We start from the raw sequence: 20953 nt of genomic DNA on the forward strand, positions 1-20953 counted from the left end.
TCCTTGTCGGGTCCGGTTAGCCCGACGCATAATCCGTCAAATGATGATGCCGGCATGGCCTGAGCTTGCCGCATGTGGAGGGAAGCATGTCCGAGAAGATCTACGACGTCCCCGCGGAATGGTCGAAGCGCGCCTGGGTCGACCAGGCCAAGTACAAGGAAATGTACGCCCGCTCGATCTCGGACCCGAACGGTTTCTGGGCTGAGCAGGCCAAGCGCATCGACTGGATGCACGCGCCGACGAAGATCGAGAACGTCTCGTTCGCGCCCGGTAACATCTCGATCAAATGGTTCGAGGACGGCATCCTCAACGTCGCCTATAATTGCATCGACCGGCATCTCGCCAAACGCGCCAACCAGACTGCGATCATCTGGGAAGGCGACGATCCCTCGCAGTCCAAGCACATCACCTATCAGGAGCTGCATGACGAGGTCTGCCGGATGGCCAACATCCTGCGCACCCGCAACGTCGGCAAGGGCGACCGCGTAACCATCTACCTGCCCATGATCCCGGAGGCAGCCTATGCGATGCTGGCCTGCGCACGCATCGGCGCGATCCACTCGGTGGTGTTCGCGGGCTTCTCGCCCGACAGCCTCGCCCAGCGCATCAACGACTGCCAGTCCAAGGTGATCATCACCGCGGACGAAGGCCTGCGCGGCGGCAGGAAAGTGCCGCTGAAGGCCAATGTCGACGCGGCGCTCGCTAAAGCCGACGGCGTCGACTGGGTCGTCGTGGTCAAGCGCACCGGCGGCAAGATCGACATGAATCCGACGCGCGACCTCTGGTATCACGAGGCGGCGGAAATGGTGACGACGGAATGCCCGGTCGAGCACATGCACGCCGAGGATCCGCTGTTCATCCTCTACACGTCGGGTTCGACCGGTCAGCCTAAGGGCGTGCTGCACACCTCCGGCGGCTATCTCGTGTTCGCCTCGATGACGCATCAATACGTCTTCGACTATCACGATGGCGACATCTACTGGTGCACCGCCGACGTCGGCTGGGTCACCGGCCACAGCTACATTCTCTATGGGCCGCTCGCCAACGGCGCGACCACGCTGATGTTCGAGGGCGTGCCGAACTACCCCGACAATTCCAGGTTCTGGAACGTCATCGACAAGCATAAGGTCAACATCTTCTACACTGCGCCCACCGCCATCCGCGCGCTGATGCAGTCGGGCGACGATCCCGTGAAGAAGACCTCGCGCGCTTCGCTGCGCCTGCTCGGCTCTGTCGGCGAGCCCATCAATCCGGAAGCCTGGGAGTGGTATCACCGCGTCGTCGGCGACGGCCGCTGCCCGATCGTCGACACCTGGTGGCAGACCGAGACCGGCGGCATCCTGATCACGCCGCTGCCGGGCGCGACAAAGCTGAAGCCGGGCTCGGCGACGCAGCCTTTCTTCGGGGTGGTGCCCGAGATCGTCGATGCCGAGGGCAAGACGCTTCAAGGCGCGACCACCGGCAATCTCTGCCTGACGCGCTCGTGGCCGGGCCAGATGCGTACGGTCTATGGCGATCACGCCCGCTTCGAGCAGACCTATTTCTCCACCTATCCCGGCAAATACTTCACCGGCGACGGCTGCCGGCGCGACGAGGACGGCTATTACTGGATCACCGGCCGCGTCGACGACGTCATCAACGTCAGCGGTCACCGCATGGGCACCGCGGAAGTCGAGAGCGCGCTGGTGGCGCATGAGAAGGTGTCGGAAGCCGCCGTGGTCGGTTTCCCGCACGACATCAAGGGCCAGGGCATTTACGCCTATGTCACTCTCATGGCCGGCGTGCAGCCGAGCGACGATCTGCGCAAGGAGCTCGTGACCTGGGTGCGCAAGGAGATCGGTCCGATCGCCTCGCCCGACCAGATCCAGTTCGCGCCGGGCCTGCCCAAGACCCGCTCCGGCAAGATCATGCGCCGCATCCTGCGCAAGATCGCCGAGGACGAGCCGGGGAGCCTCGGCGACACCTCGACCCTCGCCGATCCCGCCGTGGTCGACGATCTCGTCAGGAACCGGCAGAACAAGAAGTCGGCGTAAGCCCACAACACATCGTCATTCCGGGGCGGACCGCAGGACCGGACCCGGAATCTCGAGATTCCGGGTCGCGCTGTCGCGCGCCCGGAATGACGGCCGCTTGCATCCTCACCCACTTGTCACCGTGAGCCCGCTCGCGCCTGCATCTTTCCCATCAGGTGTTGTTTTCAGGTCATTTACTTTATTTCGAACATTTTCTTTGTTCCCCCTGCTGACGACCCTTGGCGGCTGCGCGCGGAAACCATCCGGTGAACCCGCGCAGTCAAGAATGTCGGGTACGCAGCCATTTCCGGGTTCTGCGTCAATTTTGGGCGATCCGTTTTTGGGCAAGGGGAAGCATCGATGTCGATGAGGGTTGCGGTGGCGGTGGCTGCCACCATCGGGGCTGGAGTTCTGATGTCGACGGCGGCGCAGGCGCGGCCGGAACTGGTGGGGACGCACCTGGCCGACTATTCGCCGGGCACCATCGTGGTGAAGACCAGCGAGCGGCGGCTCTATCTCATCCTCGATCACGGCCATGCCGTGGTTTATCCGGTCGGCGTCGGCAAGGCCGGCAAGCAATGGGCTGGCACCACGAAAATCGACGGCAAGTATCTCAATCCGGCCTGGGCGCCGCCCGCCGAGGTGAAGCGCGACAAGCCCAACATCCCCGACGTGATTCCCGGCGGCTCGCCGCGCAACCCGATGGGCGTTGCGGCGATGACGCTGGCCGGCGGCGAATACGCCATCCACGGCACCAACGTGCCGGGGTCGATCGGCGGCTTCGTTTCCTATGGCTGCATCCGCATGCTCAACGACGACATCACCGATCTCTACAGCCGCGTCTCCGTCGGCACGACCGTGGTCGTGACGCGCTGATCGCCTGAATCAGCCGGCAAGAAAGGCCGCGTATTTCGACGCGGCTTTTTTATTGCCAGAACCGCCAGCCGCGCGCGCACCAGCCGCCGCGATGGCCGCCATTGTAGCTGCGGACGAAATCGCCGGCGAGCAGCGCCGCCGAAACATTCGCGGTCCGCCTTGTCGCGACGTCGGCGAGGACGCGGCCGTATTTGTCGGGACCGAGATTGGTGATGGTCACGCCGCCCTGGCCGAGCAGATCCCGCAGGGCACGGGCCGCAGCTTCGGCCTTGTCGAGCTCCTCCTGGCAGGATGCTTTCAGTTCAGGCGCATCGATGCCGCGTAGCCGGACCCGCACGACGGGATCGCGTCCCTCACGCAGACGGACACGCGCGAGAAAAGTGTCGCCGTCGATGGTGCGGATGACGTCGACCGGACGGACGTCGGCATGGCCGGTCTGTTGCAGGACGATTTCGGCGTCCTGCGATCGCTCGTCCGCGTGCGGCAGAGGCCAGTTCGCTCCGTGACGAAAGACGAGCACGATCGCGGCCGCGACGCCGACCACGAACATCCAGGGCAGAAGTCCCGAGAAGCGGCGGGCGAACGGTGCGCCGCCGAAGGAAGATCGATACGCATTGCTACGGCCCCGGGAACGCATGGCGTAACGCTAGAGCTGAGTCGGGGAATTCCGCAAGCGACACCGCCTGTCCTTGGCACAGATCGTCACGCGAGCTCGAATGCTCGTGACGAAGGAGGAGCGCCTACTCCGCCGCAGCCTCGATCGCCTCCATGTCGTCGTCCGAAAGGCCGAAATGATGGCCGATCTCGTGGATCAGGACGTGGCGGACGATGTGACCGAGGCTTTCGTCGTGCTCGGCCCAGTAATCCAGAATCGGCCGGCGGTAGAGCCAGACCATGTTGGGCAGCCGCGCCACGTCGGAAACACTCTGCTGAGGCAGGCCGACGCCCTGGAACAGGCCGAGCAGGTCGAACTCGCTCTCGCATTCCATCTCGTCCAGGACCTCCTCGCTCGGGAAGTCGTCGACGCGGATGATCACGCCCTCGCAGAGCTTGCGGAACTCCTTCGGCAGGCGCTCGAAGATCTCATGCGCCGTGGCTTCCATCTCGGCCAGCGAGGGCGCTTTCAATTCCGTCCACATGCACACCTCTTAGCGTAGGTTCCGCGGCGATGCATCCCGCTTTATAAGCGCCGCGAGGTTGACGCGCGCTGTCAAAACGGGGAGCGTGGGCCCTCGAATGGGACGTTTCAGGCGGACGAAAAAAATGCGAACGAAAACAGTGCTGGCTCTACTGTGCATGGGGTTGTTTTCGCAGTTTTCCGTTGGCGCCGAGGCCCAGACCGCCAGTTCCGGAATGCGGATCGCCCAATTGGTCTCACCGGACGACGTTCCCCCGCCGCGCAAGCGGCCCCCGGCGCGCTTGCGGGTCACGCCCTATCACAGCCCAGACGGCGTCTATCCACGCTACAATCCCGGCCCCGATGCCGTCCGCGTCTGCAACGCCACCTATGTCCAGGAGTACAGGCCGAGCGGCACGGTGATCGTTCCGCGCGTAAGCTGCTACTGGCGCCGCGGCTGAGACTGTTCCATGCCCGTGATGGCGAAATGGATCGCATTGGCCATTGCCGTCGCGCTGGCCGGCGGCCTGTCGCGCGCGTCCGCAGCGCAAAGGGCGGCGATTCCGGAGGCGTCGGCAGGGATCGCGGTCTTCGATGCGCGACGGCCCGCACGAAATGTCGTGGTGCGACCTGTCGTGCGCCGTGATCCACGCTACTACGCGCGGCCCGTCCATTACCGTCCCTATCCCTACGGCGTGCCGGCCCCGTTCGTGTTCGGCTACGGCCCGTTCTGGTGAAGCGCTAGCCGTCCGGCGCAATCCCTCGAGAGCAGCATCGAATACGCGCGGCAACGCGAGGCACTGCGTCGCATGGCGGCGTCCGGCGTCGTTCATTCATGGCGCGTTCACGTCGCTGTCCGCAACTTCGACCCGGGAGCGACCGTCATTGAACGGCAACTGCGGCGCAACGCGCATCGCAGCTCTGCCGTGCTGATCTAGGGAGAATTCCATGCTGAGAATATTCGGACGCCGGGCGAGCCCGATGCGCCTGCTCGGTCTCGCAGCCGCCGCGACGCTGATGCTGTCGGCCGGAACTGCACGTCGCGCTGAAGCGCTGACCTTGATCAATCCGGCGACGTCACCCGCGGCGAAGGCCGCGACCGACGATCTCGTCACGCAGGTTCGCCATGGCGGCGGCCCTGGCGGCGGACGTTTTCACGGCGGCGGAGGCTTCCGCGGTGGCGGCTTTCACAGTGGTGGTTTCCGGGGCGGCCATATCGGCGGTTTCCGGGGCGGTGGCTTTCATCGCGCTCATGTCGGCGGCTTCCGCGCCGGACCGGCGTTTCATCACCGGCATGTCGGCTATCGCCATCACGGCTTTCGCTACGGCGGACATGGCGGATACCACCGTCACTGGGGACACCATCGCCCCTATTACCGGCATCGTCACGTCTACCGGCCCTATTATGTCGGCGGCTACTATCCTGCCTACTCGTATCCGCGCCGCTGCCGGATCGTCTTCACCTATTACGGCCCGCGCCGCGTCTGCCATTGGCCGCGCTGGCAATATCCGTATCGGTATTGGTGAGGTGAGTTAGGACCGTCATTCCGGGATGGCGCGCAAGCGCCAGACCCGGAATGTCGAGAGTCCGGATACGCCCTTCGGGCGCTCCGGAATGACGGGCGGCTAATACCGGAACCGGCTCAGCGCCAGTCCCTGACGTCGACGAAATGTCCCGCGATCGCCGCGGCTGCCGCCATGGCCGGCGACACCAGATGAGTGCGGCCCTTGAAGCCCTGGCGGCCCTCGAAATTGCGGTTCGAGGTCGAGGCGCAGCGCTCTTCCGGCTTCAGCTTGTCCGGGTTCATGGCAAGGCACATCGAGCAGCCCGGCTCGCGCCATTCGAAGCCGGCCTTGATGAAGATCTTGTCGAGGCCCTCGGCCTCGGCCTGCTCCTTCACGATGCCTGAGCCCGGCACGACCATGGCGTTGACGTGGGCGTTGACGGTCTTGCCCTCGGCGATCTTCGCCGCAGCCCGTAGATCCTCGATACGGCCGTTGGTGCAGGAGCCGATGAAGACGCGGTCGAGCTTGATGTCGGTGATCTTCGTGCCCGCGGTCAGGCCCATATATTTCAGCGCGCGATGCTTGGAGATGCGCTTGGCCTCGTCTGCGATCTTATCAGGGTCTGGCACGATGCCGGTGACCGAGATCACGTCTTCGGGGCTGGTGCCCCAGGTCACGATCGGCGGCAGCTTGGCCGCGTCGAGCCGCAGCTCATGGTCGAAATGCGCGCCCTCGTCGGAGCGCAGCGTCTCCCAATAGCGCATCGCTGCGTCCCAGGCCGCGCCCTTCGGCGCCTTCGGACGATCGCGCAGGAAGTCGTAGGCCTTCTGGTCGGGCGCAACCAGGCCGGCGCGCGCGCCGCCTTCGATCGACATGTTGCAGACCGTCATGCGGCCTTCCATCGAGAGCGCGCGGATCGCGTCGCCGGCGTATTCCAGCACGTAGCCGGTGCCGCCGGCGGTGCCGATCTCGCCGATGATGGCCAGGATGATGTCCTTGCCGGTCACGCCGTCAGGCAATTTGCCGTCGACGGTGACGCGCATGTTCTTGGCCTTCTTCTGGATCAGCGTCTGCGTCGCCAGCACGTGCTCGACCTCGCTGGTGCCGATGCCGTGCGCGAGCGCGCCGAACGCGCCATGCGTCGAGGTGTGGCTGTCGCCGCAGACGATGGTGGTGCCGGGCAGCGTAAATCCCTGCTCGGGGCCGATGACGTGGACGATGCCCTGGCGCTTGTCGAACTCGTTGTAATATTCGACGCCGAACTCCTTGGCGTTCTCGGCCAGCGCCTTGATCTGCTCGATGCTCTCGGGGTCGGGGTTCGGCTTGCTGCGGTCGGTGGTCGGCACGTTGTGGTCGACGACGGCGAGCGTCTTCTCCGGCGCATGCACCTTGCGTCCCGTGGCGCGCAGGCCTTCGAACGCCTGTGGCGAGGTCACCTCGTGCACCAGATGGCGGTCGATGTAGAGCAGGCAGGTGCCGTCCTCGGCTTCGTGCACCAGATGGTCGTTCCAGATCTTGTCATACAGGGTGGTCGGCTTGGACATGAGCGTCAGCTCCGAAGAATGTGTGTCAGCGATGAGCGCGGCATGCCGCGCGGGCAACAGATCGTCAGCGCAGCCTTTCAGGCTGCGCGCGTAAGCTCTGAGGTTGCCGAGGTCGCGAAGCGCCCGAAGAACCGCCCAGGCAGCCGCGAGCGATCGTCGATGACGATGCGCTTGACGGACGAGGGTCTGGTCAGATCTGGAAACATTCCAGAGATATATAGCAGGCCGAATTGGAAGCGCGAGAGCTTTCAAATGCGCGGCACGCGCACCGTGCATGACCCTCATCCTGAGGAGCGCGCCCTTGCGCGCGTCTCGAAGGATGCAGGCCCGGCCGGTGGCCTCGCCCTTCGAGACGCGCGTTCCGCGCTCCTCAGGGTGAGGGACCGCCTCCGTGCGCGCCGCACAGGCAAAATAAAAAAGCGCGGGGTTTTGCCCCGCGCTCCTCGAAACTTGCCTGTAAGCGGAGCTTACTCGTTGACGGCGGCCTTGGCGTGCTCAGTCTTCTCGACGATGCGGGCCGACTTGCCGCGAAGGTTGCGGAGGTAATAGAGCTTGGCGCGACGCACCTTGCCGCGGCGCACCACCTTGATCGAGTCGATCATCGGCGACATCACCGGGAACACGCGCTCGACGCCTTCGCCATAGGAGATCTTGCGGACGGTGAAGCTCTCGTTGAGGCCGCCGCCGGAACGGCCGATGCAGACGCCCTCATAGGCCTGCACACGGGTACGGTCGCCTTCGACCACCTTCACGTTGACGATCACGGTGTCACCGGGTCCGAATTCCGGAATGGTCTTACCGGCGGACAGCTTGTCGAACTGCTCTTGCTCGAGCTGCTTGATCAGGTTCATGGGTAAATCTCCATCGGCGCGCCCAGCCTTCGAAACGGGGGCTGCGTGAAATTCGTTGATCCAGCCATTGCGGATGTGGCCGCTCCTATAAGGCAAGCCGGAGCGTTTGTCACCCGTCTGTCTTGTTTTTTGGCGTTTTTTGGCCGCTCCCGCGATTCGCGGCTTTTTCCCACAGATCCGGCCGCCGGGCCGCCGTCAGGGCCTCGGATTGGGCTCGCCGCCAGCTCGCGACCTTGGCGTGGTCGCCGGAGGTGAGGACGGCAGGGATCGGAACGCCCTCGAACAGTTGCGGGCGGGTGTATTGGGGGTATTCGAGCAGGCCTTCGGAGAAGCTTTCCTCGGTTCCCGAGGCTTCCTTGCCCATCACCCCCGGCAGCAGCCGGACGCAGGCGTCAATCAGGGCCAAAGCTGCGATTTCGCCCCCGGAGAGCACGTAATCGCCGATCGAGACCTCCTCCAGGCCCCGGGCGTCGATCACCCGCTGATCGATGCCCTCGAACCGCCCGCAGACGATCAGGGGCCCAGGGCCCTGGGCCAGCTCGACCACCCGGGCCTGGGTCAATGGCCGACCGCGCGGGCTCATCAGCAGGCGTGGCCGCGCTCTTGAGGGGGCTTGCCCGATCTCGGCGGCATCGATAGCGGCGGCCAGCACATCCGCCCGCAGCACCATGCCGGGGCCGCCGCCGGCCGGGGTGTCGTCGACGCTGCGGTGGCGGTCGGTCGCGGAGGCCCTGATATCCCGCGCCTCGATCTCCCAGAGCCCGGATGCGAGCGCCCGGCCGGCCAGGCTCACGCCGAGCGGCCCCGGAAACATCTCCGGAAACAGCGTCAGCACCGTCGCGCGCCAGGGTGAGGGGTTGGTCATTCGATCTCAGTTCTCGTCGTCCCGGGGCGCGCGAAGCGCGAGCCCGGGATCCATAACCACCGCAGCCAGTTTTGCTATGGCTGGAGCCATCAGCTTAGCCAAAAACCACGCCCTGTGGTTATGGGTCCCCGCCTTCGCGGGGACGACTCGTGGAGGGATTGCTGTCCTCACCCTCAATCTCCCGTGGCAGCGCGATCACGACGCGTCCGCCTTCGAGATCGACCTCCGGCACCACGGCATTCGAGAACGGCAGCAGCATCGTCGTGCCCTTGAGCGGCGCAATTTCGATGATGTCGCCGGCGCCGAAATTGTGGATCGCGAGCACGCGGCCGAGCGGCTCGCCATCGGTGGTGACGGCGGCGAGGCCGATCAAATCGGTGTGGTAATATTCGTCCTCGTCGGTCGCGGGCAGCTTGTCGCGCGGGACGTACAGCTCAATGCCATTGAGGCGCTCGGCCTCATCGCGGGTCGCGACGCCCTTGAACGTCGCGACCAGATGGTCTTTGGCCTCGCGCACCTGCGCGATCTCGAACTGGCGCTTGCCGTCCTTGGACAGCAGCGGGCCGTAGTGTCGCACAGCAAAGGGATCCTCGGTGAAGGTCCACAGCTTGACCGCACCGCGCACGCCATGCGCGGCGCCGATCCGCGCGACGCAGACCAGCGCCGACATGATCTGGCCTTAGCTCTTGGCCGCGGCTTCGGCCTGCGCCTTGCGCTCCTTGCGCGGCACGGCCTTCTCCGGGTTGTTGCGCGCTTCGCGCTTCTTGACGCCGGCGGCGTCGAGGAAACGCGCGACGCGGTCGGACGGCTGCGCGCCCTTGGCGAGCCAGGCCTTCACCTTCTCCATGTCGAGCTTGAGGCGGGTCTCGTTGTCCTTCGGCAGCAGCGGGTTGAAATGGCCGAGACGCTCGATGAAGCGGCCATCACGCGGAAAGCGCGAGTCGGCGACGACGACGTGATAGACGGGACGCTTCTTGGTGCCTGCACGGGCGAGGCGGATAACGACGGACATTGTTGGTCTCCTGAGTGTCGGTTAATTGAAAATCAGCTCGTCATTCCGGGGCGCGCGGAGCGCGAGCCCGGAATCCATCGCGCCGCATGCGCGCGGTGAAATGGATTCCGGGTTCGCGCCTACCGGCGCGCCCCGGAATGACGAGGAGAGAGAATGCCCTCACTTCTTCTTCCCCAGTCCGGGGAAGCCGCCGAGCCCGGGCAGGGTCGGCTTGTTGCTGAGGCCCGTGAGCCCCGGCACATTCGGAAGGCCCTGGCGCAAGCCGGGCGGCAGATCCTTCGGCAGATTGGGCAGGCCCTGTCCGCCGCCGCTCTGCATCTTCTCCTGCAGCGCCTTCATCTCTTCGGGCGAGGGCATCTTCATGCCGCCTCCGAAGCCCATGGCCTGCGCGATGCCGGCGAGCGGGCCGCGCTTGCCCGAGCCCATGGCCTTCATCACGTCGGCCATGTTCCGGTGCATCTTGAGCAGCTTGTTGACGTGCTCGACGCTCTGGCCGGAGCCCGCAGCGATACGCTTCTTGCGGCTGGCTTTGAGCAGGTCGGGATGACGGCGCTCGTCGCGCGTCATGGAATCGATGATCGCGACCTGGCGCTTCAGGATCTTGTCGTCGATGCCGGCGGCCGCGATCTGGTTCTTCATCTTGGAGATGCCGGGCATCATGCCCATCAGCCCGCTGATGCCGCCCATGCTCGACATCTGCAGCAGCTGTTCGCGCATGTCGTTGAGGTCGAACTGACCCTTGCGCATGCGCTCGGCGGTGCGCGCGGCCTTCTCGGCGTCGATATTGGCGGCGGCGCGCTCGACCAGCGAGACCACGTCGCCCATGCCGAGGATGCGGCCGGCGATACGATCGGGGTGGAAGTCTTCCAGCGCGTCGGTCTTTTCGCCGGTGCCGAGCAGCTTGATCGGCTTGCCCGTGACCGCGCGCATCGACAGCGCCGCGCCGCCGCGGCCGTCGCCGTCCACCCGCGTCAGCACGATGCCGGTGAGGCCGACGCGCTGGTCGAACGAGCGCGCGAGATTCACGGCGTCCTGGCCGGTGAGAGAGTCGGCGACCAGCAGCACTTCATGCGGATTGGCCGCGGCTTTGATCGCGGCCGCCTCCGCCATCATCTCTTCGTCGAGCGTGGTGCGGCCGGCGGTGTCGAGCAGCACGACGTCGTAGCCGCCGAGCTTGCCGGCTTCCAGCGCGCGCTTGGCGATCTGCGGCGGCTGCTGGCCGGCGACGATCGGCAGCGTCGGAATGTCGAGGTCGCGGCCGAGCACGGCCAGCTGCTCCATCGCCGCCGGGCGGTAGACGTCGAGCGAGGCCATCAGCACCTTGCGCTTGTCGCGCTGGACCAGGCGGCGGGCGAGCTTTGCGGTGGTGGTCGTTTTACCGGAGCCTTGCAGGCCGACCATCATGATCGGCACCGGCGGCACGGAATTGACGTCGATGCTCTGGCTTTCGGCGCCGAGCGTGTTGACCAGCTCGTCATGGACGATCTTGACCACCATCTGGCCGGGCGTGACCGACTTGACGACGGTGGCGCCGATCGCCTGCTCGCGCACGCGCTCGGTGAAGCTGCGCACCACTTCGAGCGCGACGTCGGCCTCCAGCAGCGCGCGGCGCACCTCGCGCATCGCGGCGTCGACGTCCTTTTCGGTCAGCGCACCGCGCCCCGTCAGACGATCGAGAATGCCGCCAAGCCGTTCCGACAGATTGTCGAACAATGCCGTTGTCCTGTTGCTGTCCCCCGTTGAGGGGCGCGCCGTTATTCTCCACCGTCATGCCCCGCGAAGGCGGGGCATCCAGTACGCCGCGGCTTCTCGGTTCCAGCCGAGCCGTCTCGGAGTACTGGATCCCCCGCTTTCGCGGGGGATGACCACTTACCGGGATAAGCAATTCTCCAAACACCTTCACGCCCGAGGGCGCACAGCGCTGTCGGGCGTTGACCTCCGGCCTCGAGGGCCGGTCGGCGGGTCGAAAAGAAAGCCTTTCCGAGAAAGTGGCGGGGTTAAACGCCGCTCCCGCCCAAAAGTCAAGGAAAGTTAGGGTGTCGGCCCGGCCACGGTAAGGCAAGGTTCTGAAAACGTGTCCCTTTTGTCGCGGTTCCTTTTCCGCCAGCCCCGCCCATATAGGCGGTGATGTCTTACCACTTCGACCATCCCTAGAAACCCGCCGTGCCGGTCACCCGCCGCCGCCTGTTCGGACTGCTTGCCGGAGCCGGCGCTCTGGTCGGCGTCCCCTCCCTCTGGATGTCCAGCATGAAAACCTATGACGGCCCCGTCTCCGACCACTTCGACGGCCTGACCTTCTTCGATCCGGACGGATCGCCGCCGAAATCGCTGCGCGAGGTGCTGCGCTGGCAGTTCGGCGGCAAGCGCCAGCGCGCAGCCTGGCCGGATTGGGCGCCCAGCCCCCACGCCGATACCCCGCCGGCGCGTGTCGATGGCGACAAGGTGCGGCTCTCCTTTGTCGGCCACGCCAGCTGGCTGATCCAGACCGCCGGCCTCAACATTCTGGTCGATCCGGTCTGGTCGGAGCGGGTCTCGCCGGTCGCCTTTGCCGGCCCGAAGCGGCACAATGATCCCGGCATCGCCTTCGAGAAGCTGCCGAAGATCGACGTCGTGCTGGTCTCGCACGGCCACTACGACCATCTCGACATCGCGACATTGTCGCGCCTCGCCAAGAATTTTGCCCCGCGCGTGGTCACGCCGCTCGGCAACGACGTCACGATGCGCAGCTGGGATTCCGCGATCAACGTGGAAGCGTTCGACTGGCACGACCGGGTCGAGCTCGGCGAAGGCGTCGCGGTGCATCTGGTGCCGACAAGGCACTGGACCGCGCGCGGCTTGTTCGATCGCAACAAGGCGCTGTGGGCGAGCTTCGTCCTGGAGACGCCGGCCGGGAAGATCTACGTGGTCTGCGATTCCGGCTACGGCGATGGCCGCCATTTCCGTCGCGTCGCCGAGAAGCACGGCAAGCTGCGCCTGGCGATCCTGCCCATCGGCGCCTACGAGCCGCGCTGGTTCATGCGCGACCAGCACATGAACCCGGAAGACGCGGTGAAGGCGCTGGCCGATTGCGGCGCCGAGCAAGCGCTCGGGCACCATCACTTCACGTTCCAGTTGACCGACGAGGCGATCGACGCCCCGGCCAAGGCGCTGGTGGAAGCGCTCGATGCGGCGAAGATTCCGCAGGAGCGGTTCGTGGCGATGAAGCCGGGGCAGGTGGTGGAGATTTAGGTCTACAGTCGCCACAGCAACAGCTCGTCGTCCCGGGGCGCGACGAAGTCGCGAGCCCGGGACCCATAGCCACAGGGAGATGTTTGGCGAAGACTCGGAGTGGGAGCTGTGCCCCACACGCCGCCCTGGGGTTATGGATCCCCGCCTTCGAGGGGATGACAGCGAAATTGGAGTGCGCCGTGTGCCTCTTACGACCTACTGCTCTTTCTTGATCGCCCAGCTCACATTCACCGTCACCGTCAGTGTCTCCTCGCCGGGCGCGACCGCGGCCTGCGGTGCTGCGGCCATTGGCGCTGCCATGCGGCCCTTGAACAGCGGCACCGGGCCGCCGCCCTCGGTGATGCTGAGCGGCGCGCCCAGCGTAACGCCGGCAGCCCTAGCATAAACCTCCGCCTTGCGCCGCGCATCGGCCAAGGCCTGCTCGCGCGCATCATCCAGCAGCTTCGAGGCCTGCGTCACCTCGAACGAGATATTGCCGATATCGTTGGCGCCGGCGCCGACCAGCGTGTCGATGATGCCGGCCACCTTGGTCACGTCGCGAATCTTCACGGTGACGCGGTTGCTGGCGCGGAAGCCTGTTACCGGGGATGCGCCGGTGGACTTGTTCTGGCCGTATTGCGGCTGCAGCGACAGCCGCGAGGTCTGGTAATCCTTCTCGGCGATGCCCGCGCCCTTCAGCGCCAGAAGCACCTTGCCCATCGCGGCATTGTTGGCATCGGAGGCTTCCTTCGCGGTCTTGGCGTCGTTGGCGACGCCCGCGTCGATCTGCGCGAGATCCGGGGCCGCAGAGATCATGGCTTCGCCGCTCACCGAAATGGCCGACGGAAAATCGTCGGCGCGTGCGGGCACGGTCAGCAGGGCGGTGGCGATAGCAGCGGCAAGGAGGGCAGGCTTTTTCATCAGTCTCACTTCAGCGGTACGAAAACGTTGATCACGAGCTTGTCCTCGGCCGTCTTCAGGGGATCGGTGAGGTATTCCTCGATGAAGGTGTCCTTGGCTTCCAGCCTCTTGTCGTCGAGGTGGTTGGTGATCGCCTCATAGGTGTTGTCCATGTTGTCGTAGGAGCCGCGATGGACGAACTTCAGCGCCTTGCCTTCCGGCGATTTGCCGATGCTCATGTCCTTGGGCAGGTTCTTGGGGTCCTGGTCGACCGGGATCTGGGCGAGGAAGGTGAAGCCGGTGTCGTCGGTCGAGGTGTAGACGATCATCGAATTTCCTGCGGGCTTGATGCCCTGCTTGTCCAGCAGCGTATTCAGCGCCTTGAATGCGTCGATCAGCGTGTCAAAGGCCGAGTCCCAATTGGCAGTGCCCTTGACCATCACCACCTTTTTCGGCTCGAGCGCGGTCTCGAGGCCAAAGGGATCGGCGGTTTGAACCGGCGCGGGCGTCGCGGCGGCCGCCGGGGGCGGGCTGGGCGAGGCGCTGGCGGCGGGCGCTGGCGATGCTGCAGGAGCGGGTGAGGCGCTCGCCGCAGGCGAGGGGGTTACCGCGGGGGCGGGCGAGGCACTGGCAGCCGGAACGGGAGAAGCCGACGGGGCCGGCGAGGGACTTGCCGATGCGGCCGGCGCCGGGCTCGGCGTCTGCGCAAGCGCGCCGGATAGCCCCTGCGACAAGGCCGCAGCCGGGATCAGCGCGGCCAGCACAAGACGACGAAAAATGCCCATTTTATTCTCCCCAAGACCCCGCTTCGTCGGGGTCTGAATTCATCCAGGCCTTACCCACCAAGGCCTTAACCCGCCGCGCGTCCCGGTTCGCGCGAACCGCGCCGTTCTAACACGCGGCCGCCGAATTCGTCCCATGACAGATGCGTCATGGCACGCGTCTTGGAAGGCGCCCTGGCACAGAGCCGCAAATCACTGGCCAAGCGGCCGAGGATCGCCATATAAGGCAGGCGAAATTCGGGAATTTTCATGAGCGCGCTGGCCAATCACGCATTTGCCAAGATGAACGGCATCGGCAACGAGATCGTCGTCGTCGACATGCGCGATTCCGCAGGGCCGGTCACGCCGGACGACGCGCGCGCGGTGGCGTCCGCGAAGGGCGGCGTGGCTTACGACCAGCTCATGGTGCTGCAGAAGCCGCGGCTCGACGGCACCGAAGCCTTCATCCGCATCTACAATAATGACGGTTCCGAGGCCGGCGCCTGCGGCAACGGCATGCGCTGCGTCGTGCGCCGCATCTTCGAGAAGACCGGGCAGACCAATGCGACGTTCGAGACGGCCGCCGGCCTGCTCAATGCCTGGCAGGGCCCGGCGCCCGACCTCTACACAGTGGACATGGGCGCGCCGAAGTTCGGCTGGCAGGACATTCCGCTGGCCGAAGAGTTTCGCGACACCCGCTACATCGAATTGCAGATCGGGCCGATCGACAATCCGATCCTGCATTCGCCCTCGGTGGTGAGCATGGGCAATCCGCACGCGGTGTTCTGGGTCGATGACGTCGACGCCTATGATCTCGGCCGCTTCGGTCCCTTGCTGGAAAACCATCCGATCTTCCCGGAGCGCGCCAACATCACGCTCGCCCATATCGTCGATGACAAGCACATCACGATCCGCACCTGGGAGCGCGGTGCCGGCCTCACCAAGGCGTGCGGATCGGCGGCCTGTGCCACGGCGGTCGCCGCGGCACGGCTGAAGCGCGCCGAGCGCAAGGTCGAGATCACGCTGCCCGGCGGCAAGCTCGGCATCGAATGGCGCGAGCGCGACGACCACGTGCTGATGACGGGCACCGCGACCTTCGAATACGAAGGCACCTTCGATCCGGCGCTGTTCGCGCCGGCCGCCTGATGGCCGTCGATATCGTTACCTTCGGCTGCCGCCTCAACGCCTTCGAGGCCGAGGTGATGCGCCGCGAGGCCGAGGCTGTGGGCCTTTCCGACACCATCGTCATCAACAGCTGCGCGGTCACCAACGAGGCGGTGGCGCAGGCGCGGCAATCGATCCGAAGATTGAAGCGCGAGCGGCCCGAGGCCCGCATCGTGGTCACCGGCTGCGCGGCGCAGACGCAAAGCGCCATGTTCGCCGACATGGTGGAGGTCGATCGCGTCGTCGGCAATGACGACAAGATGCGCCGCGAAGCCTGGCACGCGACGCGCGATGCGTTCGATCTCGGCACCAGCGAGAAGATCGCCGTCGGCGACATCATGGCTGTGAAGCAGATGGCGCCGCATCTCGTTGACGGTTATGCGAGCGGCCTGCCCCGCGTGTTCGTGCAGGTGCAGAACGGCTGCGACCATCGCTGCACCTTCTGCATCATTCCGTTCGGCCGCGGCAATTCACGCTCGGTGCCGATGGGCGCGGTGGTGGAGCAGGTGCGGGCGCTGGTCGCGCGAGGCCATGCCGAGATCGTGCTGACCGGCGTCGATCTCACCAGCTACGGCACTGACCTGCCGGGCGCGCCGAAGCTCGGCCTGTTGACCAGGCAGATCCTGCGGCATGTGCCGGATCTGAAGCGCCTGCGCATCTCCTCGATCGACTCCATCGAGGCCGACCGCGACCTGCTCGATGCCATCGCCGACGATGCGCGGCTGATGCCGCATCTGCATCTGTCACTGCAATCCGGCGACGACATGATCCTGAAGCGCATGAAGCGGCGGCATTCGCGCAATGACGCCATCGCGTTCTGCGGGCAGGTCCGCCGTCTGCGCCCGGATATCGCCTTCGGCGCCGACATCATCGCGGGCTTCCCGACCGAGACCGAGGAGATGTTTGCGCGCTCGCTCGACCTCGTCGAGGAATGCGGCCTGACGTTCCTGCACGTGTTTCCGTATTCGCCGCGCCCGGGCACGCCGGCCGCGCGGATGCCGCAGGTGGCGGGGGCGGTCGTTAAGGACCGTGCGAAGCGGCTGCGCGCAGCCGGCGAAGCGGCGCTGCGGCAGCGCCTGCAAGCCGAGATCGGCGCGAGGCGCGAGGTGCTGATCGAGAGCGAAGGGCAGGGCCGCACGGAGCATTATCTGCCGGTGGCTGTCGCAGGCGAGCGAGTGGGAAGCGTCGTGCCGCGAGTGATTGCCGGCATTGATGGTGCGCGGCTCACCACATAGTGGGTGTCGTCGCCCGGCTCGATCGGGCGACCCGGTCCGCCGCGGCTTCTCGATTCAATGTCCGCCGTCTCTGGAATACTGGATTGCCCGCTTTCGAGGGCGATGACAGGAATGTGTAATGAGCAGCAAGCGCCCTACGACGCCCGCACCTGCCAGAACCGCAGCGTCCGCTTGGCGTTCTCCGCCGTCATTCTCGCGTAATGCCCCTGCGCCCGCGCGAGATCCGCGGGCTTCATCGCACCGGTCGCAAAGCGGCTTTCGAGCACGGCGACCGTGGTCTCCCAGCTGAGCTGCGCGGCCTTGCACGGCACCAGGAGGCCGTCGTCGCGAAGACTCTGCATCAGCGGGCGGACCACTTCGGCCGTCGATCCCGACAACGCCGCGAGCGCCGCCACCGTTTCCTCGTAGCGCCGCTGCCTGGCGAAGCCGAGCAATGTCGCTTCGTTGAGCTGGCCGCTCGCCTTGAGATTCGCGATCGCGCGCTTGGCGCCCTCGAAATCGCGCACGCCGGACATGTCGCGCGCAACGCCGACGGTGACGGCGGCGATCGCGCTCTGGATTTCCTCGAACAGATGCGGCGGAGCGCGGGACAACAGGCGGGTGCGCACGGCATCGGTCGCCGAACGCAGCAGCTGGCGGCGCAGATCCGACGGCAGATCGACGCGAACGCCGACGCTGACTGCGAGCTCCGGATCGTTTTCGGCCTGGCCGACGATGACCGCAAATCCGTTGCCCGAGACGCGCGCGCCGGGATTGGCGGCGAGCCGCCGGCTGACGCTGGGATAGCGCCGCGCCAGCAGCGCGTCGGTGACGATCTCCTTCAGCCACCAGCGGCCGGCGACCGCGAGCAGATGTGGCTCGCCCTTGACTGAGGCGATCTTCACCAGCTCGTCATCGTCGAGGCGGGCGGATTCCTGCAGCACGGGGCCGGCAATGCGGATCTCGTCATTGTTGGCGAGGCGGCGGATTACGGAGGGCGGCGCCTGCGCGATCGGTGCGAGCTGCGCGCTGATTTCGGCAAGCGCGACGCGGGCGCCGATGTCGGCGATGGCACGCAGCTCGATGGTGCCGATCAGGCGCGCGAGCACGTCGTCGAACAGCGCGATCTGCTCGTCGTCGAACTTGCCGGCAGATGACAGGAACAGCGCGGTGACGCGCCGGGCCGTTTCCAGGCCCTTTTCCGCCGATCCGAGCCGAATCGCAGATTCGACCTCGTCGATGATCGATAGCCCGGCCGTGGTCATCGCGCGCTGCTCGTCCTGAGCGGATTGACGGAAGCTTGTTCTAAGCAACCGCCATCATTAGCGGCGAGCGCTGAAGGTTTGGTAAACCACGGGTCCGTAGCGGAGCACCACTCCGCTCCTCATCCTGAGGGCCCCGCGAAGCGGGCGTCTCGAAGGATGGCCGCGGGCGAGATGCAGCAGCGGGGCCTCTATGGTTCGAGACGGCGCTGACGCGCCTCCTCACCATGAGGGTCGATCATTCCCCCTTCCAGCCGCAAGCCCTGAGTTTTTCCTGCATGTGCGGCGGGGCCGGCGCAACCGCGCGAATCGGCTCCTTGTTGCGGGAGATCGGCACCACGATCTCGCGGGAGTGCAGGTGCAGCTTCGGTTCGCCGAAGCGCGGGCCGTTGCCGTAAATGTTATCGCCGAAGATCGGCCAGCCGCTCGCGGCCGCGTGCACCCGCAATTGGTGGGTCCGGCCGGTCACCGGTTCCATGGCGAGCCAGGTCAGGCCCTCGCCCCGGCCCATCACTTTCCAGTTGGTGACCGCCTTCTGCCCGTCCGGGTCCGGCTTCTGCCACCAGCCGCGCTCGGCATTGAGCCGGCCAAGCGGCATGTCGATGGTGCCTTCGTCTTCGACCGGCCCGCCCTCGACCACGGTCCAATAGGTCTTGCCGATCTTGCCGTGCTTGAACAAGAGGCCGAGAGAGGCGGTCGCCTTGCGATGGCGGCCGAGCACGAGGCAGCCGGAGGTGTCCTTGTCCAGCCGGTGGGCCAGCACCGGCGGTCGCGGCAGGCCGAAGCAAAGCGCGCCAAAGGAATCCTCGAGGTTCGGCCCGCCCTTGGGGCCGCGATGCACCGGCAGGCCGGCCGGCTTGTCGATGATCAGCATCAGCCCGTCGCGATGGAGCACGCGGCTCAAGATCTCGTCAGCGGTCAATTGGGGAACATCGAGCAATGGCAAGACTTTCGTTTGGAAGCGGGAACGGCTAACACGCCTCCATGAACGATACCACTTCCGAGACCCCCAAGCTGAGCTGGTGGCGCCGCCTGTCCAACGGGCTGAAGCGCACCTCGTCCTCGCTCGGCACCGCGGTCGCCGATCTCGTCACCAAGCGCAAGCTCGATCGCGCCATGCTCGACGACATCGAGGACGTGCTGCTGCGCGCCGACCTCGGCACCTCGGTCGCGGTGCGGATCGCGGACGCCGTCGGTACCGGGCGCTACGACAAGGCGATCTCGGCGGACGAGGTCAAGGACGTCGTCGCGACCGAGGTCGAGAAGGTGCTGGCGCCGGTGGCAAAGCCGCTCGTGATCGACACGGGCAGGAAGCCGTTCGTCATTCTCGTCGTCGGCGTCAACGGTTCCGGCAAGACCACGACGATCGGAAAGCTCTCGCAGAAATTCGCCTCGGAAAGCCGCAAGGTGATGCTCGCCGCCGGCGACACCTTTCGTGCCGCGGCGATCGAGCAGCTCAAGGTCTGGGGCGAGCGCACCAAGACGCCCGTCATCGCGGGCGCGCAAGGCTCGGATTCGGCGAGCCTCGCTTTCAACGCGCTGACGGCGGCGAAGGAGCAGAATGTCGACGTGCTCCTGATCGACACCGCCGGCCGCCTGCAGAACAAGGCCGAGCTGATGAACGAGCTCGAAAAGGTCGTGCGCGTGATCCGCAAGGTGGATGACACTGCGCCGCATGCCGTGCTGCTGGTGCTGGATGCTACTGTCGGCCAGAACGCGCTGTCGCAGGTCGAGGCCTTCCATCGCACCGCCGGGGTCACCGGCCTTGTGATGACCAAGCTCGACGGCACGGCGCGCGGCGGCATCCTGGTGGCGCTCGCGGAGAAGTTCAAGCTGCCGGTGCACTTCATCGGCGTCGGCGAAGGCGTCGACGATCTCGCGCCCTTCACCGCGCGCGATTTCGCCCGCGCCATCGCCGGAATCGAATAGTGTCATCCTTCGAGACGCCGCTTGCGCGGCTCCTCAGGATGAGGTCGTGCCACACATGAGATCCTCATCCTGAGGAGACCGCGAAGCGGTCGTCTCGAAGGATGAGAGAGACGGAAGAGAGAATGGACAAGACCCAGCCGCATCCGCTGTTCAAGCTCGCGACCGAACTCGGTCCGCTGCTCGTGTTCTTCTTCGTCAACGCGAAGTTCAACCTGTTCGCCGCGACCGGCGCCTTCATGGTGGCGATCGCAATTGCGTTGGTCGCTTCCTATGTGGTGACGCGCCACATTCCCATCATGGCGATCGTGACGGGCGTGGTCGTCCTGGTGTTCGGCACGCTGACACTGGTGCTGCACGACGAGACCTTCATCAAGGTCAAGCCCACCATCATCTACGGCCTGTTCGCCGCGATCCTCGGCGGCGGCCTGCTGTTCGGCCGTTCCTTCATCGCCGTGATGTTCGACCAGGTGTTCAACCTGACGCCGCAAGGCTGGCGCATCCTCACGCTGCGCTGGGCCTTGTTCTTCGCCGGCATGGCGGTGCTGAACGAAATCGTCTGGCGCACCCAAACCACGGACTTCTGGGTGAACTTCAAGGTGTTCGGCGTGACCACGGTGACCATGATCTTCGCGATCGCCCAATTGCCGCTGACCAAGCGCTACCATCTCGAGCCGGTGTCGCTGGAGCGGAGCGAGACCGAGGCGGGGGACGTGAGCAAGGGGTAGTCGGTTTG

General features: G+C 65.8%; 22 protein-coding genes. 10 read left to right on the top strand and 12 right to left on the bottom strand.

Features of this window, described 5'->3' with window-relative positions:
* Nucleotides 1-86: 86 nt before the first annotated feature.
* Complete coding sequence (acs, locus tag AC3WLX_RS31970; protein ID WP_492338937.1) at nt 87-2033, top strand: acetate--CoA ligase; 1947 nt, start codon at nt 87-89, stop codon at nt 2031-2033.
* A gap of 339 nt (nt 2034-2372) precedes the next feature.
* Complete coding sequence (locus AC3WLX_RS31975) at nt 2373-2888, top strand: L,D-transpeptidase (protein WP_492338938.1); 516 nt, start codon at nt 2373-2375, stop codon at nt 2886-2888.
* A 49-nt stretch (nt 2889-2937) separates the two neighbouring features.
* Here AC3WLX_RS31975 and AC3WLX_RS31980 read toward each other — a convergent pair whose 3' ends face one another.
* A complete protein-coding gene (locus AC3WLX_RS31980) occupies nt 2938-3525 on the bottom strand; it encodes a thermonuclease family protein (protein WP_492338939.1) in 588 nt (195 codons plus the stop codon).
* Nucleotides 3526-3628: 103 nt separating this feature from the next.
* On the bottom strand, nt 3629-4027 hold the full coding sequence (locus tag AC3WLX_RS31985) for a metallopeptidase family protein (protein WP_291626865.1): 399 nt from the start codon (nt 4025-4027) through the stop codon (nt 3629-3631).
* 157 nt (nt 4028-4184) lie between these two features.
* Between AC3WLX_RS31985 and AC3WLX_RS31990 the strand changes: the two genes are divergently transcribed.
* From AC3WLX_RS31990 to AC3WLX_RS32000, 3 genes are all read left to right on the top strand, one after another.
* Nucleotides 4185-4466 carry a hypothetical protein gene (locus AC3WLX_RS31990; protein ID WP_492339051.1) on the top strand — a complete coding sequence of 94 codons (282 nt, stop codon included), beginning with the start codon at nt 4185-4187 and terminating at the stop codon, nt 4464-4466.
* A gap of 9 nt (nt 4467-4475) precedes the next feature.
* Nucleotides 4476-4742, top strand: coding sequence for a hypothetical protein (locus tag AC3WLX_RS31995; protein ID WP_492338940.1), 267 nt, complete (start codon nt 4476-4478; stop codon nt 4740-4742).
* A gap of 211 nt (nt 4743-4953) precedes the next feature.
* A complete protein-coding gene (locus AC3WLX_RS32000) occupies nt 4954-5532 on the top strand; it encodes a hypothetical protein (protein WP_492338941.1) in 579 nt (192 codons plus the stop codon).
* Between the two features lie 116 nt (nt 5533-5648).
* Here AC3WLX_RS32000 and leuC read toward each other — a convergent pair whose 3' ends face one another.
* From leuC to ffh, 6 genes are all read right to left on the bottom strand, one after another.
* The gene (gene leuC / locus AC3WLX_RS32005) at nt 5649-7055 is read right to left on the bottom strand and encodes a 3-isopropylmalate dehydratase large subunit (RefSeq protein ID WP_492338942.1); all 1407 of its coding nucleotides are present in this window, start codon (nt 7053-7055) and stop codon (nt 5649-5651) included.
* A 467-nt stretch (nt 7056-7522) separates the two neighbouring features.
* On the bottom strand, nt 7523-7906 hold the full coding sequence (gene rplS / locus AC3WLX_RS32010) for a 50S ribosomal protein L19 (protein ID WP_024338835.1): 384 nt from the start codon (nt 7904-7906) through the stop codon (nt 7523-7525).
* 109 nt (nt 7907-8015) lie between these two features.
* Nucleotides 8016-8771, bottom strand: coding sequence for a tRNA (guanosine(37)-N1)-methyltransferase TrmD (trmD, locus tag AC3WLX_RS32015; RefSeq protein WP_492338943.1), 756 nt, complete (start codon nt 8769-8771; stop codon nt 8016-8018).
* 118 nt (nt 8772-8889) lie between these two features.
* On the bottom strand, nt 8890-9441 hold the full coding sequence (rimM, locus tag AC3WLX_RS32020; protein ID WP_492338944.1) for a ribosome maturation factor RimM: 552 nt from the start codon (nt 9439-9441) through the stop codon (nt 8890-8892).
* Between the two features lie 9 nt (nt 9442-9450).
* Entirely contained in the window at nt 9451-9783 is a 333-nt protein-coding gene (gene rpsP, locus AC3WLX_RS32025) for a 30S ribosomal protein S16 (protein WP_194390793.1), read from the bottom strand.
* Nucleotides 9784-9942: 159 nt separating this feature from the next.
* Nucleotides 9943-11496: a signal recognition particle protein gene (gene ffh / locus AC3WLX_RS32030; protein ID WP_492338945.1), complete on the bottom strand. Its 1554-nt coding sequence runs from the start codon at nt 11494-11496 to the stop codon at nt 9943-9945.
* Nucleotides 11497-11946: 450 nt separating this feature from the next.
* On the opposite strand from ffh, the gene AC3WLX_RS32035 reads away from it, so the two are divergent.
* Complete coding sequence (locus AC3WLX_RS32035) at nt 11947-13011, top strand: MBL fold metallo-hydrolase (protein ID WP_492338946.1); 1065 nt, start codon at nt 11947-11949, stop codon at nt 13009-13011.
* A 195-nt stretch (nt 13012-13206) separates the two neighbouring features.
* Here AC3WLX_RS32035 and AC3WLX_RS32040 read toward each other — a convergent pair whose 3' ends face one another.
* The gene (locus tag AC3WLX_RS32040; RefSeq protein ID WP_492338947.1) at nt 13207-13911 is read right to left on the bottom strand and encodes an SIMPL domain-containing protein; all 705 of its coding nucleotides are present in this window, start codon (nt 13909-13911) and stop codon (nt 13207-13209) included.
* 5 nt (nt 13912-13916) lie between these two features.
* Nucleotides 13917-14675 (bottom strand): GyrI-like domain-containing protein, encoded by a 759-nt coding sequence (locus AC3WLX_RS32045; RefSeq protein WP_492338948.1) that lies wholly within the window; start codon nt 14673-14675, stop codon nt 13917-13919.
* 246 nt (nt 14676-14921) lie between these two features.
* Here AC3WLX_RS32045 and dapF point away from each other — a divergent pair, with 246 nt between their 5' ends.
* Nucleotides 14922-15797, top strand: a complete 876-nt coding sequence (dapF, locus tag AC3WLX_RS32050) for a diaminopimelate epimerase (RefSeq protein ID WP_492338949.1) — start codon at nt 14922-14924, stop codon at nt 15795-15797.
* Complete coding sequence (gene mtaB, locus AC3WLX_RS32055; RefSeq protein ID WP_492338950.1) at nt 15797-17050, top strand: tRNA (N(6)-L-threonylcarbamoyladenosine(37)-C(2))-methylthiotransferase MtaB; 1254 nt, start codon at nt 15797-15799, stop codon at nt 17048-17050. The genes dapF and mtaB overlap by 1 nt, the downstream gene beginning before the upstream one ends.
* Before the next feature lie 134 nt (nt 17051-17184).
* Here mtaB and AC3WLX_RS32060 read toward each other — a convergent pair whose 3' ends face one another.
* Nucleotides 17185-18294, bottom strand: coding sequence for a DUF2336 domain-containing protein (locus AC3WLX_RS32060; protein WP_492338951.1), 1110 nt, complete (start codon nt 18292-18294; stop codon nt 17185-17187).
* A gap of 235 nt (nt 18295-18529) precedes the next feature.
* Nucleotides 18530-19231 carry an RluA family pseudouridine synthase gene (locus AC3WLX_RS32065; RefSeq protein ID WP_492338952.1) on the bottom strand — a complete coding sequence of 234 codons (702 nt, stop codon included), beginning with the start codon at nt 19229-19231 and terminating at the stop codon, nt 18530-18532.
* Nucleotides 19232-19275: 44 nt separating this feature from the next.
* Between AC3WLX_RS32065 and ftsY the strand changes: the two genes are divergently transcribed.
* Both ftsY and AC3WLX_RS32075 read left to right on the top strand, forming a co-directional pair.
* Complete coding sequence (ftsY, locus tag AC3WLX_RS32070; RefSeq protein WP_492338953.1) at nt 19276-20220, top strand: signal recognition particle-docking protein FtsY; 945 nt, start codon at nt 19276-19278, stop codon at nt 20218-20220.
* A gap of 122 nt (nt 20221-20342) precedes the next feature.
* Nucleotides 20343-20945 carry a septation protein A gene (locus AC3WLX_RS32075; RefSeq protein ID WP_492338954.1) on the top strand — a complete coding sequence of 201 codons (603 nt, stop codon included), beginning with the start codon at nt 20343-20345 and terminating at the stop codon, nt 20943-20945.
* Nucleotides 20946-20953 lie beyond the last annotated feature (8 nt).

This window comes from Bradyrhizobium sp. FW305-F6 (genome assembly GCF_058782905.1).

What these genes read in the sequence shown, in the direction of transcription:
- AC3WLX_RS32045 (WP_492338948.1), bottom strand. Translation starts at nt 14,675, where the DNA reads ATGGGCATTTTTCGTCGTCTTGTGCTGGCCGCGCTGATCCCGGCTGCG.
- acs (WP_492338937.1), top strand. Translation starts at nt 87, where the DNA reads ATGTCCGAGAAGATCTACGACGTCCCCGCGGAATGGTCGAAGCGCGCC.
- rimM (WP_492338944.1), bottom strand. Translation starts at nt 9,441, where the DNA reads ATGTCGGCGCTGGTCTGCGTCGCGCGGATCGGCGCCGCGCATGGCGTG.
- leuC (WP_492338942.1), bottom strand. Translation starts at nt 7,055, where the DNA reads ATGTCCAAGCCGACCACCCTGTATGACAAGATCTGGAACGACCATCTG.
- dapF (WP_492338949.1), top strand. Translation starts at nt 14,922, where the DNA reads ATGAGCGCGCTGGCCAATCACGCATTTGCCAAGATGAACGGCATCGGC.
- AC3WLX_RS31980 (WP_492338939.1), bottom strand. Translation starts at nt 3,525, where the DNA reads ATGCGTTCCCGGGGCCGTAGCAATGCGTATCGATCTTCCTTCGGCGGC.
- AC3WLX_RS31985 (WP_291626865.1), bottom strand. Translation starts at nt 4,027, where the DNA reads ATGTGGACGGAATTGAAAGCGCCCTCGCTGGCCGAGATGGAAGCCACG.
- rpsP (WP_194390793.1), bottom strand. Translation starts at nt 9,783, where the DNA reads ATGTCCGTCGTTATCCGCCTCGCCCGTGCAGGCACCAAGAAGCGTCCC.
- ftsY (WP_492338953.1), top strand. Translation starts at nt 19,276, where the DNA reads ATGAACGATACCACTTCCGAGACCCCCAAGCTGAGCTGGTGGCGCCGC.
- mtaB (WP_492338950.1), top strand. Translation starts at nt 15,797, where the DNA reads ATGGCCGTCGATATCGTTACCTTCGGCTGCCGCCTCAACGCCTTCGAG.
- rplS (WP_024338835.1), bottom strand. Translation starts at nt 7,906, where the DNA reads ATGAACCTGATCAAGCAGCTCGAGCAAGAGCAGTTCGACAAGCTGTCC.
- AC3WLX_RS31990 (WP_492339051.1), top strand. Translation starts at nt 4,185, where the DNA reads ATGGGGTTGTTTTCGCAGTTTTCCGTTGGCGCCGAGGCCCAGACCGCC.
- AC3WLX_RS32075 (WP_492338954.1), top strand. Translation starts at nt 20,343, where the DNA reads ATGGACAAGACCCAGCCGCATCCGCTGTTCAAGCTCGCGACCGAACTC.
- AC3WLX_RS32040 (WP_492338947.1), bottom strand. Translation starts at nt 13,911, where the DNA reads ATGAAAAAGCCTGCCCTCCTTGCCGCTGCTATCGCCACCGCCCTGCTG.
- AC3WLX_RS32060 (WP_492338951.1), bottom strand. Translation starts at nt 18,294, where the DNA reads ATGACCACGGCCGGGCTATCGATCATCGACGAGGTCGAATCTGCGATT.
- AC3WLX_RS31975 (WP_492338938.1), top strand. Translation starts at nt 2,373, where the DNA reads ATGTCGATGAGGGTTGCGGTGGCGGTGGCTGCCACCATCGGGGCTGGA.
- trmD (WP_492338943.1), bottom strand. Translation starts at nt 8,771, where the DNA reads ATGACCAACCCCTCACCCTGGCGCGCGACGGTGCTGACGCTGTTTCCG.
- AC3WLX_RS31995 (WP_492338940.1), top strand. Translation starts at nt 4,476, where the DNA reads ATGCCCGTGATGGCGAAATGGATCGCATTGGCCATTGCCGTCGCGCTG.
- AC3WLX_RS32000 (WP_492338941.1), top strand. Translation starts at nt 4,954, where the DNA reads ATGCTGAGAATATTCGGACGCCGGGCGAGCCCGATGCGCCTGCTCGGT.